Origin of the sequence: Streptomyces thermolilacinus SPC6 (assembly GCF_000478605.2) — a bacterium.
Taxonomy (GTDB): Bacteria; Actinomycetota; Actinomycetes; order Streptomycetales; family Streptomycetaceae; genus Streptomyces; species Streptomyces thermolilacinus.
This window is the reverse complement of record NZ_ASHX02000001.1, coordinates 5,760,902-5,773,928: the sequence shown is the minus strand read 5'-3', so window position 1 is coordinate 5,773,928 and position 13,027 is coordinate 5,760,902. Positions and strand designations below refer to the sequence as shown.

At 70.4% G+C, this 13,027-nt stretch carries 10 protein-coding genes; 1 reads left to right on the top strand and 9 read right to left on the bottom strand.

Features of this window, described 5'->3' with window-relative positions:
* Positions 1–126 precede the first annotated feature (126 nt).
* From J116_RS25065 to J116_RS25040, 6 genes are all read right to left on the bottom strand, one after another.
* Positions 127–510 carry a DUF3037 domain-containing protein gene (locus tag J116_RS25065; RefSeq protein ID WP_023589823.1) on the bottom strand — a complete coding sequence of 128 codons (384 nt, stop codon included), beginning with the start codon at positions 508–510 and terminating at the stop codon, positions 127–129.
* A complete protein-coding gene (locus J116_RS25060) occupies positions 507–1,373 on the bottom strand; it encodes a HipA family kinase (protein WP_028964493.1) in 867 nt (288 codons plus the stop codon). Before J116_RS25060 ends, J116_RS25065 begins: the two co-directional genes overlap by 4 nt.
* Positions 1,374–1,829: 456 nt before the next feature.
* Positions 1,830–3,185 (bottom strand): GH1 family beta-glucosidase, encoded by a 1,356-nt coding sequence (locus J116_RS25055; protein ID WP_023589821.1) that lies wholly within the window; start codon positions 3,183–3,185, stop codon positions 1,830–1,832.
* A gap of 55 nt (positions 3,186–3,240) precedes the next feature.
* Entirely contained in the window at positions 3,241–4,080 is an 840-nt protein-coding gene (locus tag J116_RS25050) for a carbohydrate ABC transporter permease (protein WP_028964492.1), read from the bottom strand.
* A 28-nt stretch (positions 4,081–4,108) separates the two neighbouring features.
* The gene (locus J116_RS25045; protein ID WP_023589819.1) at positions 4,109–5,104 is read right to left on the bottom strand and encodes a carbohydrate ABC transporter permease; all 996 of its coding nucleotides are present in this window, start codon (positions 5,102–5,104) and stop codon (positions 4,109–4,111) included.
* A 14-nt stretch (positions 5,105–5,118) separates the two neighbouring features.
* Positions 5,119–6,435 carry an ABC transporter substrate-binding protein gene (locus tag J116_RS25040; protein WP_023589818.1) on the bottom strand — a complete coding sequence of 439 codons (1,317 nt, stop codon included), beginning with the start codon at positions 6,433–6,435 and terminating at the stop codon, positions 5,119–5,121.
* 194 nt (positions 6,436–6,629) lie between these two features.
* On the opposite strand from J116_RS25040, the gene J116_RS25035 reads away from it, so the two are divergent.
* Positions 6,630–7,952 (top strand): ROK family protein, encoded by a 1,323-nt coding sequence (locus J116_RS25035; RefSeq protein WP_023589817.1) that lies wholly within the window; start codon positions 6,630–6,632, stop codon positions 7,950–7,952.
* Between the two features lie 6 nt (positions 7,953–7,958).
* Here J116_RS25035 and J116_RS25030 read toward each other — a convergent pair whose 3' ends face one another.
* The 3 genes from J116_RS25030 to J116_RS25020 all read right to left on the bottom strand — a co-directional run bounded on the left by J116_RS25030 (position 7,959) and on the right by J116_RS25020 (position 12,854).
* Positions 7,959–8,189 (bottom strand): fibronectin type III-like domain-contianing protein, encoded by a 231-nt coding sequence (locus tag J116_RS25030; protein ID WP_023589816.1) that lies wholly within the window; start codon positions 8,187–8,189, stop codon positions 7,959–7,961.
* Positions 8,190–8,220: 31 nt separating this feature from the next.
* Positions 8,221–10,395, bottom strand: coding sequence for a discoidin domain-containing protein (locus J116_RS25025; protein ID WP_023589815.1), 2,175 nt, complete (start codon positions 10,393–10,395; stop codon positions 8,221–8,223).
* A 260-nt stretch (positions 10,396–10,655) separates the two neighbouring features.
* Complete coding sequence (locus J116_RS25020; RefSeq protein WP_028964491.1) at positions 10,656–12,854, bottom strand: discoidin domain-containing protein; 2,199 nt, start codon at positions 12,852–12,854, stop codon at positions 10,656–10,658.
* Positions 12,855–13,027: the final 173 nt, after the last annotated feature.

Sequence of the window (13,027 nt, the reverse complement as noted above, 5' to 3'; positions counted from 1 at the left end):
CGCCCGTCCCACCCTCCCGGAGTGGTGAGCGACCGCTTAGTACCTTCAGCAGGACGAGACGCTAGAAGCCCTGGCACCCGGTGTCAACGGCCCGAGGGCACGGGTGCCGGGCTTCCGCCTGCGGCGTCAGCGGACGAGCAGGTCCAGCAGCCGTTCGACCTCGGCCTCCGGGTCCGTGGTGAGCCCGGTGTGGACGGGGCCGGGCTGGACGACGGTGGAGCGGGGCGCGACCAGCCAGCGGAACCGCCGCCCGGCGTCCTCGCGGCGGGCCTGCCCGGCGTCGTCGCCGCCGCGGCAGACGCCCTCGACGGCGTGCAGCGCGGCCCGTACGCCGAGGACGTCGGCCTCGGGGTCGAGCGCGGCGAGCTTCCGCTCGTCCAGGTGCGTCCGCGCGGCGACGAAGGCCTTGGCGCGGCAGTACACCACCACCCCGGCGTTGAAGCACTCGCCGCGGTCGACGCGCGGGACGACCCGCAGCAGGGCGTATTCGAAGACGTTCCGCTCGGTCACTCGCCGCTGTCCTTCTGCTTGCTGTGCTCGCCCTGGCCGGTCGTGTGCGGCCAGGGGGTGAGGTGGTCGGTCAGCCAGCCGGGCGCCTGCGACGGCTTGCGCTCGGTCCGCTCCCCCACGGTGACGCGTTCGTGGATGGTCGCGGCCCGCGGCAGCAGCGCCTCGACGTACGCGCGGCGCACGGCGTCGGGCGCGTCGAAGCCCGGCTCGTCCACCAGCCACTCGTCGGGTACGTCAGCGGTGACCTCCGTCAGCAGCTCCTCGGTGACCCGGGGTGCCAGCTCGGCGGCAGCGGCGGCCACGTCGGGGCCGTAGGTGGCCAGGACGTGGTCGGAGGCGTCGTACGGCTTGGCGGCGGAGGCCTGGGCGCCGGGCCAGTTGTGGTGCCAGATCATGGTGGCGCCGTGGTCGATGAGCCAGGGCTCGCCGTGCCAGACGAGCATGTTGGGATTGCGCCAGGACCGGTCCACGTTGTTGATCAGCGCGTCGAACCAGACCACGCGGCCCGCCTCGACGGGATCCATCTCGTAGGCGAGCGGGTCGAAGCCGATGGAGCCCGGCAGGTAGTCCATGCCGAGGTTCAGCCCGCCGCTGGCCTTCAGCAGTTCCTGGACCTCCTGGTCGGGCTCGCCGAGGCCGATGACCGGGTCCAGCTGGATGGTGACGAGCTCGGGCACGCGCAGCCCGAGGCGACGGCCGAGCTGACCGCAGATCACCTCCGCGACGAGCGTCTTGCGGCCCTGTCCCGCGCCGGTGAACTTCATGACATACGTGCCGAGATCATCGGCCTCGACGATCCCGGGGAGCGAGCCGCCCTCACGCAACGGCGTGACATAGCGGGTCGCTACGACCTCTTCCAACACTTTCCCAGGCCACCCATCTCTTCAGCCTTGCGATCCACGGACGGCTTCGTCGGGGCGTGGAGGCTGACGTCGCCGGTCGACGGCGCCGGGGGAATCCGGGGAGTTTCGACCGGCGCGCCGGTCTCCCCGCTCCCCGGCGGTCCGTCGATGGTGCCGCGCCCCTCGCTGCCGGCCTCCGGCATGAAGTGAGCATAGTAACCGAGGGTGATCGCGGGCGACGAGTGCCCGAGCCGGCCGATGTCGGCGTCGCGGCAGCCCCGGAGGACGCGGATCCGGAGCCGTTGATCAGCGGCTCGATCCGGTGCCCCGCCGCATCAGTGAGGCGTGCGGAGGGCCGGCCGCGGCGGGGTATCGGTGGCAGGCCGCCGGTCGCACCTCCGCCGCCACTTCCGCGAAGCTCCTGCCGACGCGTGCGTGTCCGTCGGCAGGAGCCTCTCCCGCCCTCTGTGCCACGGGTCAGGCATGGGCCTGTCGGTGGGCGCGGATGATGTCCGCGTACCGGCGGCCGCTCGCCTTGACGGTGCGTGCCTGCGTCGCGTAGTCGACGTGGACGAGCCCGAAGCGCTTGTCGTAGCCGTAGGCCCATTCGAAGTTGTCGAGGAGCGACCAGGCGTAGTACCCGGCGAGCGGGGCGCCCTTGCGTACGGCGCGGGCGCAGGCGCCCAGGTGCTGTTCCAGGTAGCGGGTCCGCTCGGGGTCGTCGACGGTGCCGTCGGGACCGACGGTGTCGGGGAAGGCGGAGCCGTTCTCGGTGACGTACAACCGGCGTACGCCGTAGTCGTCGGTCAGCCGCAGCAGGAACGTCTCCAGGCCGTCGGCGTCGATCTGCCAGTCCATGCCGGTGCGGGGCACGTCGGGCAGGCGGACCTCGCGGGCGTACGGGACGGGGCCGGCCGGGTCGTCGGCGACCGTGACCGGGAAGTAGTAGTTGAGGCCGTGCCAGTCGAGCGGGACGGTCATCGTCTCCAGGTCGCCCGGGCGTTCGGGCAGTGCGACGCCGTAGAGCTCGCGCATGTCGGCGGGGAAGCCCCGGCCGTAGACGGGGTCGAGCCACCAGCGGTTGGTGTGGCCGTCCATGCGGGTGGCCGCCGCGATGTCCTCCGGCCGCGTGGACGCGGCCTCCACGGTGGAGTGGTTGGTCACGAGCCCGACCTGGGCGCCCGGCACGGCCGCGCGGATCGCCTGCGCGGCCAGTCCGTGGCCGAGCAGCAGGTGGTAGGAGGCGTGCACGGCGGCGGTCAGGTCGGTGAGGCCGGGGGCCATCCGGCCTTCGAGGTGGCCGATCCATCCGGAGCACAGCGGTTCGTTCAAGGTGGCCCAGCGGGTGACCCGGTCGCCCAGCCGTCCGGCGACGACGGAAGCGTAGGCGGCGAGGTGTTCGGCGGTCTCGCGCGTGGTCCAGCCGCCGCGGTCCTGGAGGGCCTGGGGAAGGTCCCAGTGGTAGAGGGTGATGTTGGGGGTGATGCCGGCGTCGAGGAGGCCGTCGACGAGCCGGTCGTAGAAATCGAGGCCGGCCGCGTTGACCGGCCCGTCACCGGCGGGCAGGACGCGCGGCCAGGCGATGGACATGCGGTAGGCGTTGGTGCCGAGCGAGCGCATCAGGGCGATGTCCTCGGGCCACCGGTGGTAGTGGTCGCAGGCTTCGTCGCCGTGGTCGTCGTTGTCGACCCGTCCCGGGGTGTGGGAGAAGGTGTCCCAGATCGACGGTGCCCGGCCGCCCTCGGCGACGGCGCCCTCGATCTGGTAGGCGGATGTGGCCGTGCCCCAGACGAAGTCGGGCGGGAAAGCGGCGAGATCGATCGAATCGGACACAGAGGGCCTCTCTGAGCTGGTCGGAGGGGTGAGGTGAGGGAGGGGACGGCGTCGGTCACTTGACGGCGCCGGCGGTCAGTCCGGTGACGAGGTAGCGCTGGAGGAGCAGGAAGCCCGCGACGACGGGCAGGCTGACGACCAGGGAGGCGGCCATGATCTGGTTCCAGTACACGTCGTTCTGGGTGGAGTAGCCCTGGAGGCCGACGGCGAGGGTCCGGGTGGTCTCGTTGGTCATGACGGAGGCGAAGAGGACCTCGCCCCAGGCCGTCATGAAGGCGTAGACCGCGACCGCCACGATGCCGGGGACCGCCGCGGGGACGACGACCCTGAACAGAGCGCCGAGCGGCCCGCAGCCGTCCACCTTGGCCGCCTCGTCCAGGTCGCGGGGCACCGAGTCGAAGTAGCCGATCAGCATCCAGATGGAGAAGGGCAGGGAGAAGGTGAGGTAGGTGAGGATCAGGCCCCCGCGGGAACCGAAGAGGGCGATCCCGGTGGCGTTGCCGATGTTGACGTAGATGAGGAAGAGCGGCAGCAGGAACAGGATGCCGGGGAACATCTGGGTCGAGAGCACCGTGACGGTGAAGACCCGCTTGCCGCGGAACGAGTAGCGGCTGACCGCGTAGGCCGCGAACACGGCGATCGTCACGGAGCAGACGGTCGCCGCCCCGGCCACGATCAGGGAGTTCATGAAGTAGTCGGCCAGCGGGACGGTTTCCCAGATGTCGAAGTACGGGCGGACGGTGAGGTCCGAGGGGATCCACTGGAACGTGCCGGACACGTCCTCCAGCGGCTTGAGCGAGCTGGAGACCATGACGTACACCGGCAGCAGCACGAAGCCGGTGAGGAGCGTCAGGAAGATCCGCCGGCTCCACAGGAAGGACCGCGGGGCGGCCATCGGGGAGCGGACCGGCCGCCGGGAGTGGCTAGGCATCGGTGGCCTTCCTTCCTCGGGAGGTGAGCAGGAGGTAGGCGCCTGTCACCACGAGCAGGAACAGGAGCAGGAGGACCGACATGGCGGAGCCCGTGCCGAAGTTCCAGGTCTGGAACGAGGACTGGTAGATGTGCAGGGAGATGAGGTCCGCCGCCTCCGGTGCCGCTTTGCCGAAGAGGACGAAGGGGGTGTTGAAGTCGTTGAAGGTCCACAGGAACAGCACCAGCACCAGCACCTGGTTGACCGGACGCAGCGACGGCAGGGTGACGCGGAGGATCTGCTGCCAGATCCCGGCACCGTCGAGGGCGGCGGCCTCGTAGATCTCCCGGGGAATGTTCTGGAGCCCCGCCATGATGATCAGGAAGGCGAAGGGCCAGCCCTTCCACACGGAGACGACGAGCAGCGTGATGAAGCTGTTCTCGCCGATCAGCCAGAACGGCGGGGTGTCGGTGAGGCCGAGCTGGTCGTGCAGGACGTGGTTGATCAGTCCGTTGTCGCGCTGGAACATGAACGCCCAGGTGATGACGGCCGCGTAGACGGGCAGCGCGTACGGGACGAGGAAGATCGTGCGCAGGAATCCCCGGCCGCGGAAGCCCTCCTGCAGGAAGACGGCGGCGGCCACCCCGAGCAGCCAGCACAGCCCGACCGAGAACAGGGTGAACAGGCAGGTGGTGAGGAAGGACTTCAGCAACGCCTCGCCCACGGGGGCGTTGAAGTCCACCGCGAGGGAGTAGTTGTCGAGCCCGGTCCAGGGAGCGGTGCCCCAGTCGCGGATGTGGAACTGGGTGAGCTCCTTGAAGCTGACGACGATGCCGATCGCCATCGGCACCAGGTGGACGAGGAGTTCGAGCAGGAGGGCGGGGAGCAGCAGGAGGTACGGCAGGCCGATGCGGCGCAGCCGCCCGGAGCGGCGCGTGCGCGGCGCCGCTCCGGGAGAGTTCTTCCGTGCCGTCCGCTCTCCTGTGCCGGAGGCAGCGGTGAGGGTCATAGAAGGGTCCGTGCTCACGTCTCGGGCATCTGCTGCTGAGCCTTTTCGAGCTTGGCCCGCACCGACTCGGTGGTCACCGGACGGCCGGCGGCGGCGTCGGCGAAGAGCTCCTTGACCGCGGTGCCGACGACGGTCTCGAACTGCGACTCCTCCGGGACCTGCGGGAGTGCGGTGGCACTGGACGCCAGGGTCTCGCGCAGGACGGCGAGCGCCGGGGTGTCGAAGGCCGGGTCCTGCTGGGCGGTCTTGACCGGCGGGATGGAGCCGTAGGCCTTGTTGAGGATGACCTGCTCTTCGTCGCTGGTCATGAACTTGACGAACTTCTTGGCGCCGTCGATGTTCCTGGTGTTCTTGAAGACGGCCATGTTGATGCCGGCGACCATGGAATTGGTGGCGGTGCCCGGGCCGGGCTTTCCGGACCGCACCGGGGCGGGCGCCACTCCCCACTCGTCGTCGTTCATGCCCTGGGTCTTGAAGGTGGCCGACGCGGTCTGCCACAGGACCATGGCCGTCTTGTCCTTGGCGAAGTCGCTCAGGGACTGGTTCTGCGCGTACTCGGCGTTGCCCGGCGCGATGATCTTGTGCTCGGCCATGAGGTCGACGTACTGCTTGACGGCGGCGACGGCGCCGTCGGAGGTGAAGTCGACCTTGCCGTCGGGGGTGAAGAAGTCCGCGTCGTGCTGCTTGCCGAGGACGAAGACCTGGTGGATGTTGTTCGAGAGGTTGGAGCCCTCCGCGCCCAGACCGTTGTAGCCCTTCGCGGTGAGCTTCTTGCCGGCGGCGACCAGCTCGTCCCAGGTGGCCGGCGGCTTCTCGATGCCCGCCTCGGCGAACAGCTTCTTGTTGTAGTAGAGCGCGTAGGCCATGGAGTACAGCGGTACGGCGGCGGGGTCCTGGCCCTGGATGCCGGTGGAGCCGAGGGCGGATTCCACGAAGCGGTCCTTGCCGCCGATCGCCTCGAAGTTCTTGGCGTCCCAGGGCAGCAGGGCGCCGCTGGACTGCAGGGAGGCGCTCCAGGTGTTGCCGATGTTGAGGACGTCGGGGCCCTGGCCTGAGGTGGTCGCGGTGAGGATCCGGTTGAGCAGGTCGGACCAGGGCACGACCTCCAGTTTCACCTTGATGCCGGTCTCCTTCTCGAACTTGTCGAGTTCGGGCTGGAGGACCTTCTTGTCCACCTCGAGGTTGGCGCCCTGGTTCGAGGCCCAGTACGTGAGCGTTCCCGGCTGCTCGTTGGAGCCCTCCGAGCCGGACGAGCCCCCGCCGCAGGCGGCCGCGGTGAGAACGAGCGGGAGGGTGACGGCGCCGACGGCTGCGGCTCTGATTCTGCGCATGACTCCAGAGGCCTTCCGGGGAGGTGGACGGACTTCGCCAGCGCGAGGGGTGCGACGCGAGCAACGTCCCGCGTTCGGGCCCTGAAGCCCCCCGCCGCTTAATTTAGAATGTGAGTTAAACCTCAAGCGAAGATCGCGTCAAGGCATCGGTCACATGTAAGTTGCCTGAAGGACAATGGAGACGAGGGGGCAGGGTGAAGGTGCGCAGCGGCCGTACTGTGCGTGACCTGCGGCGGGAGAACCGCACCGCGGTACTGCAACGGTTGTATTTCGACGGGCCTTTGAGCCGCTTCTCGCTCGGTCCGGTCACCGGCCTGAGTTCCGGCTCGGTCAGCAACGTGGTGTCCGAGCTCGTCGCCGACGGCCTGGTGGAGGAGGCCGGCAGCGTCGACTCGGCCGGGGGCCGCCCCCGTACGCTCCTGCGCATCCGCGCGGACAGCGGCTACATGATCGGCGTGGACGTCGGTGAGACGCGCGTGCGGATCGAGCTGTTCGACCTGGCCCTCACCGAACTGGCGCGGGTGGAGAGGCCGTTGGAGACCGAGGGCCCGCGGCGGGTCGACCGTTACGACGTCGGCGTCGTCGTCGGCCATCTGCGCGAGGGCATCCCCGAGGTGCTGCGTCGGGCCGGGATCCCGGTGGAGCGGCTGCTGGGCGTCGGCATCGGAGTGCCGGGCATCGTCGCCAGGACCCCCGAGGACGGCGCGGTGGTGCACGGCCAGACCATCGGCTGGGACGCCGTCCCGCTGGAACGGCTCCTGCGCGAGTCGCGGCTGCTGCCCGAGACCGTGCCGTTCCACATCGACAACGGCGCCAAGACGCTCGGCCAGGCGGAGATGTGGTTCGGCGCCGGGCGCGGCGCACAGAACGCGGTCGTGGTCCTCTTCGGCTCCGGAGTGGGCGCCTGCCTCGTCACCGACGACATGCGCTCCGGCCGGGCCGTGGAGTGGGGGCACCTGACCGTACGGGTACGCGGCCGTCACTGCCGCTGCGGCGCCCAGGGCTGCCTGGAGGCGTACGCGGGAGCGGAGGCCCTGCTGGAACGGTGGTCCGAGGCGGGTGGGCGGCCCCCCGCCGGCGCGGACGAGGAGACCGCGCTGACCGCGATGCTCGCCGCCGCCTACCCCGCCCCGGGCGCCGACGGAACGACGGCACCGGCCGACGCGACCGCTCTGGCCGTCCTGGAGGAGACCGCCGAGTACCTGGGTGCCGGTTTCTCCGACCTGATCAACCTGTTCCAGCCCGAGCGCATCCTGGTCGGCGGCTGGGCGGGCCTCCAGCTCGGCCGACGCTTCCTCGACTCCGTGCGGACCCACGCCACTGCGTACTCGCTGACGTACCCGGCCGCGCGTGTGGAGATCGATCTCGGCACCCTGGGACCGGACGCCGTCACGGTCGGAGCCGCGATCCTGCCGCTCGCCGACTTCTTCGCCCGCGGCGGCCGCCGCGCAGAAGCGGTTCCGGAGGAGCAGAGCCCCGCCTGGCACGCGACCCTGCGGGAACGGGCGGCGCAGTGAAGAGCCTCAGCCGGTGACCGCCCGGCGCTCGGCCGTCACCGTCCCTTCCCACCGCGGGTCCCCCGCCGACCGCCCCGCCACGAGCCGGTACGGCCCCGGCTCCGTGGACCAGGCGCGCTCCTCCTCCGACCAGTGGCGCGGGGCACGGACCGGCACCTCCCCCGCGGCGGTCACCGCCCGGACCGCCTCCGCCCGGACCGCCGCGTAGCCGGCGAACCAGCGCACGGGCCGCGCCACGGCCGACCCCGGCCGGGGCGCGGCGCGGGCGTCAGCTGTAGACGCCGAACTCGTGGAGCGAGTAGCCCCAGCCCGTCCCGCGGGCGGTCAGGTGGAAACGGACGTGCCGTGCGGTCGCCGCGACGTCGATGGTGTCGATGTCGCCGTCGCCGGTCGTCGTGGTGTGGACCGTGCGCCAGGTGCTTCCGTCGTCGGAGACCTGGACCTCGTAGGACCTGGCGTAGGCCGGGTCCCACACCAGCTGGAGCTCGCGGATGGTGGTGGGGGCGCCGAGGTCGACTCGGACCCACTGCGGGTCGCTCCAGTCGCTGGCCCAGCGCGTGGCCGGGTTGCCGTCGGTCGCCTTGGCGGGCTCGCAGGGGCAGTCGCCGTACGACGCCTGGAAGGACGAGGCGGTGGTCGGCTTGTTCAGCGCCACGTTGGTCCCGGAGACCGGCGGGGTGACGACCCTGACCGACTTGGTCTCGATTCCGGCGTTCCCGCGGCCGTCCTCGGCCCGGATGTACACCTTCCAGACGCCCAGCTTCCCGGGTGCGGTGACGGCGAAGGTGCCGTTGCCGGTGGAGCGCCAGCGGGCCTCGACGAGCCGCTTGTCGCCGTTGGCGTAGTTGCCGCTGAGGAAGATCTTGTACGTGACCGGGTCGCCGTCGGGATCGCGCACGTCGGCGCGCACGCTGAACTCACCGCCCGCCGGGGCCGAGGAGGCGGGACCGACGGCCATGTTCGTGATGACCGGGGGCGTGTTGTCGCCGCTGGCCGACCCGGTGTAGGCCTTCTTGACGGCGTAGTACGACAGCCTCTTCAGGCCGTCGGGCAGGAGGTTGAACCAGACACCGCCGAAGTCGTGCTCGATGCCGTAGTGGAAGAGGGTGGCGCCGAGCGCGACGCCCCGGTGGCCGGTGACGCAGTTCCACGCCTGGGTGTAGCCGTCCGCCTTCTGCACGTCGGTGGGCTCGTCGGGCACGCCGTTGGCGTCGTCCGGCACCTCCCACTCACCGGCGGGCCCGCCCTCGGTGATGATGTAGGGCTTGGTGTAGCCGCCCGCCTCCCAGTCCTCCTGGACATCGCAGACGGCGCCGTAGGAGTTCATCGAGTACAGGTCGAGGTCGGGTGTGTTGCGCTTGTAGTAGGGCCAGGCACCGGTCCAGGCGTCGGTCGAGGTGACCGGGTGGTCCGGGTCGATCGAGTGGATCTTCTTGGCGACGTCGTTGACGAAGGAGGTGTAGGCGTTGCGCTGGGCCTCCAGCTCGGTGCCGCTGTAGCAGTTCTGGAGGCCGAGCACCGATTCGTTGCCGACGTTCCACATCAGCGTGGCCGGGTGCGACTTGTAGGTCTCCACCCACCTCGCGAACTCGGTCAGCATGGTGTTCTTGTACGTCGTGTCGGTCACGTAGTTCACGCAGCCGCCGCTGCCGGGGCCACCGCCCGGCTGGAGCCAGAAGCCGTTGATCACGCGGATCCCGTGGGCGGCCGCCGAGTCCAGCAGCGGCTTGGTTGAGCCGTCCGTTCCCCAGGTGCGGATGGTGTTGGCGCCCATGGACTTCACGTCGGGCATGTACTTCGGGGCGTCCGCGACAGACGGGCCCCAGGTCAGTCCCTTGACGGTGTACGGCTGGCCACCTGCGGTCAGCTGCCAGTTCCCCTGGGAGCCGGTGACCCGCACCGCGCCCCCGGTGGCGGGCGGAGGGGTTCCGTCGGTGTTCCCGTAGACCTGGAACTCCCACAGGGAGTAGCCGTAGCCGGTGGACCGTTCGGTTCCCAGCATCCGGACGTAACGGCCGGAGCCGGAGACGGCGAGGTCGTCGGTGCCTCCGTCACCGCCGGTCACGGTCTTCAGCGTCCACCAGTCGCTGCCGTTGTCGGACGCCTGGATCTGATAGCTCCTGCCGTACGCGCCCTCCCAGGTCAGGACGGCACGGCTCAGGTTCGACCGCTGCCCGAGGTCGACCTGGACCCACTGCGGGTCGCTCCACTGGCTGGCCCAGCGGGTGGAGGTGAGGTTGCCGTCGAAGGCCGCCGACGCGGCGTACCCGTCTCCCTCCTGGGACGAGGCGGTGGCGGGCCTGCCCTGGGACAGCAGGGTGTCCGCCGCCCGGGCGGGCGGGGCGACGAGGGTGAGGGTCGACGCCACCAGCGCGCCGAGAACCAGCAGCGGGACGCCGGCGCGGCGGCGGGCGGGGACAGGTGGTGAGGGGGCTCTGAACACGTCTTCTCCTGGCGGGTCGGAGTGCCGGGCGGGGCCGGGGGCGCTCTCCAGGGGATCCCCGGCGCCGTCGGCGCACGGTCATGACGGCGCTCCCGGCTCGGGACGGCGCGGTCGGCGTTCAGGCGGTGCGGGGTGTGAACCGTTCGGGTTCGGGCATCGGGCGGCGGTCCCCTCCGGGCCGGGTCGCGGGGATGTCACCCGGGCCGGAGGGGCATCGCTGCCGGTCCAACCGGATCGTCCGGCGGCCGGCGGACCGGGTGTCAGGGGAAGGACACGACGGTGGACGGCACGGTCGAGGTGCCGGCGGGGACCGTGGACGCTCCGGTCTCGTTGATGACGTGGTTGTAGTGGCCCATGCCGCCGAGCGACACCACCAGCAGGCTGTGGAACCTCACCCCGGGCTTGACCGGGGTCTTGAAGCCGTGGTCCTGGCGGATGCTCGGGTCGACGTTGTAGTTGCAGTAGCTGCCCAGGCCCCATGCCTCATGGGTGTCCACCGAGTCGTCCACCCGGTAGGCGGCATACCCCTTGGTGGTGCCGTTCTGGATGGCGGCCTGGTTGGGCGCGTCGTACGCCTTCTCGTTCTGGTAGAAGACCGTGCGGCCGCGCTCGCCGTACCACTCGACGTCGTACTTGTTGAAGTGCTCGACGAACAGGCCGGTTGCCAGCACGTCGTCGCCGTTGACCCGCACGCCGTAGTCGGCGCGGTTGGTCTCCCAGCCCACGCCCTCGCCGTGGTCGGCGCGCCACACCCACGTGTGGTCGATGATCACGTCATCGCTGTTGACCACCATGCTGGTGGTGGCCTTGCCGGGTCCGGCGCCGCCGATCCGGATGTAGACGTCCTGGACGGTGGTGGGGTTGGCCGCGTGGTCGGCGGCGGCGTCCTGGGGTCCGATCTCCAGCAGGGTGGGGGAGTTGACCGTTCCGGCGTCGATCAGGAAGCCGGCGAGCCTGACCCCGTCCACGTCGGCGACCCTCATCGCCGTCACCCCGTTGTCGGGGATGATCGTGGCCAGGCCGAGGCCGAGCACGATGGTGTTGGCCCGGTTGACGTCGATGGTCCGGTCGACGTGGTAGACACCCGGGGTGAACAGCAGGTGCAGGCCCTGCTCAAGGGCGGCGTTCATGGTGGCGGCGGTCGTTCCCGGCTTGACGACGTAGAACCGGCTCAGCGGTACCGACTCGCCCTGGGGAGTGCCACTCGCCCAGGACGTGCCGCGCGCGTCGGTGCGCTTGGCGGGCGCGAAGACCTTGTACTCGTTGCCGTCCAGGTAGAGGAACGGCTTCTCACGGGAGATCGGGGTGGTGTTCAAGGTGGTGTAGCGAGGCTCGGGGAAGCTGGTCGCCGGGGCGCCCTCGACGCCGGAGAAGACCTGGTTCCACACGGAGTTGGACCAACCGCCGATCGCGCTGTCACGGGTGTACCACTGCTGCTGCGAGTAGTTGCCGACCTGCCCGTCGACCTTGGTGTCGGCGATGTAGCCGCCGCTGGCCCAGCCGTAGCCGTTCGGCGCGAGGTTGAGCCCGCCCTTGACGTGCATGCGACGGAACGACGCCGCCTGCGAGACCGCCCACCGGTTGGTGCCGCTGACCGGGTTGAGCGCGAGGTTCTCCGCGGCCCGCCAGAAGTTCTGGGTGGCGTTGCCGTTGAACCAGCCCGCGTCGACCGTCACGTCACCGTTGATGGTCGTGTCGCCGGGCCGCAGCCCGAGGCCCGCGATCTGGGTGTAGAAGCCGATCTGGGCGTTGAGGCCGTTGTACGTGCCCGGCTTGAAGAGGAAGGCGTGCCGGCCACTGCCGAACTGCGCCGACTCCTGCTGTCGGAACACCTCGTCCAGCTTGGCCTGGATGCCGGGCGTGGACGGGTCGAAGACGTGCACGTTCGGGCCGAGGTCCCCGCCGCCCGGCAGGGTCGGGCCGCCGTCACCGCCCGTGGCGCCGTACACCTTGAACTCCCAGAGCGAGTAGCCGTATCCGGTGGCGCGGGCCGTGCCGAGCATCCGGACGTAGCGCGCCGTCCCGGAGACGTTCAGCGTCTCGATGCCGCCGGTGCCAGAAGTGGTGGAGTAGGCCGTCGTCCAGTCCGTTCCGTTCCGGGACGTCTCGATGCGGTACGCCTTGGCGTGCGCGGCCTCCCAGCGCAGTTCGACCTGGCTGATCGTGGCCGTCGTACCGAGGTCGACACGGATCCACTGCGGGTCGGAGAAGGCGCTCGACCACCGGGTGCCGGTGTCACCGTCGACCGCCGCGCTCGCCGGTGTACCGGCGTGCTCCTGGCTCGACGCCGTGACGGGCCTGCCCTGGGACAGCAGTACGGGCGCGGCCTCGGCCTCCTGGGCGGGGGCTAAGGCGAGCAGGGCGGCCACGAGAGCGGTGACCACCACGCCGACGACACCTCGGCGGGCGGATCTGCGTGACGCCGGTGGCGCCACGGGTGGTGTGCCAACTGTGGGCATGTGGGGGCTCCTTGGGGAGACGAGAACGCGACGGGAGAGCGCTCTCCGGAACCATGCCCGCGACGGCACAGGCGGTCAAGGGCTCTGTCATTACTTATCTTTTGGCTTTCATTAAGCCGCAGTTGGCTTCTTCGGCAGCTCGGCGTATCGCCCGGGTCGCCCACGGCGGCCGC

What these genes read in the sequence shown, in the direction of transcription:
- J116_RS25050 (WP_028964492.1), bottom strand. Translation starts at nt 4,080, where the DNA reads ATGGCCGCCCCGCGGTCCTTCCTGTGGAGCCGGCGGATCTTCCTGACG.
- J116_RS25045 (WP_023589819.1), bottom strand. Translation starts at nt 5,104, where the DNA reads ATGACCCTCACCGCTGCCTCCGGCACAGGAGAGCGGACGGCACGGAAG.
- J116_RS25040 (WP_023589818.1), bottom strand. Translation starts at nt 6,435, where the DNA reads ATGCGCAGAATCAGAGCCGCAGCCGTCGGCGCCGTCACCCTCCCGCTC.
- J116_RS25020 (WP_028964491.1), bottom strand. Translation starts at nt 12,854, where the DNA reads ATGCCCACAGTTGGCACACCACCCGTGGCGCCACCGGCGTCACGCAGA.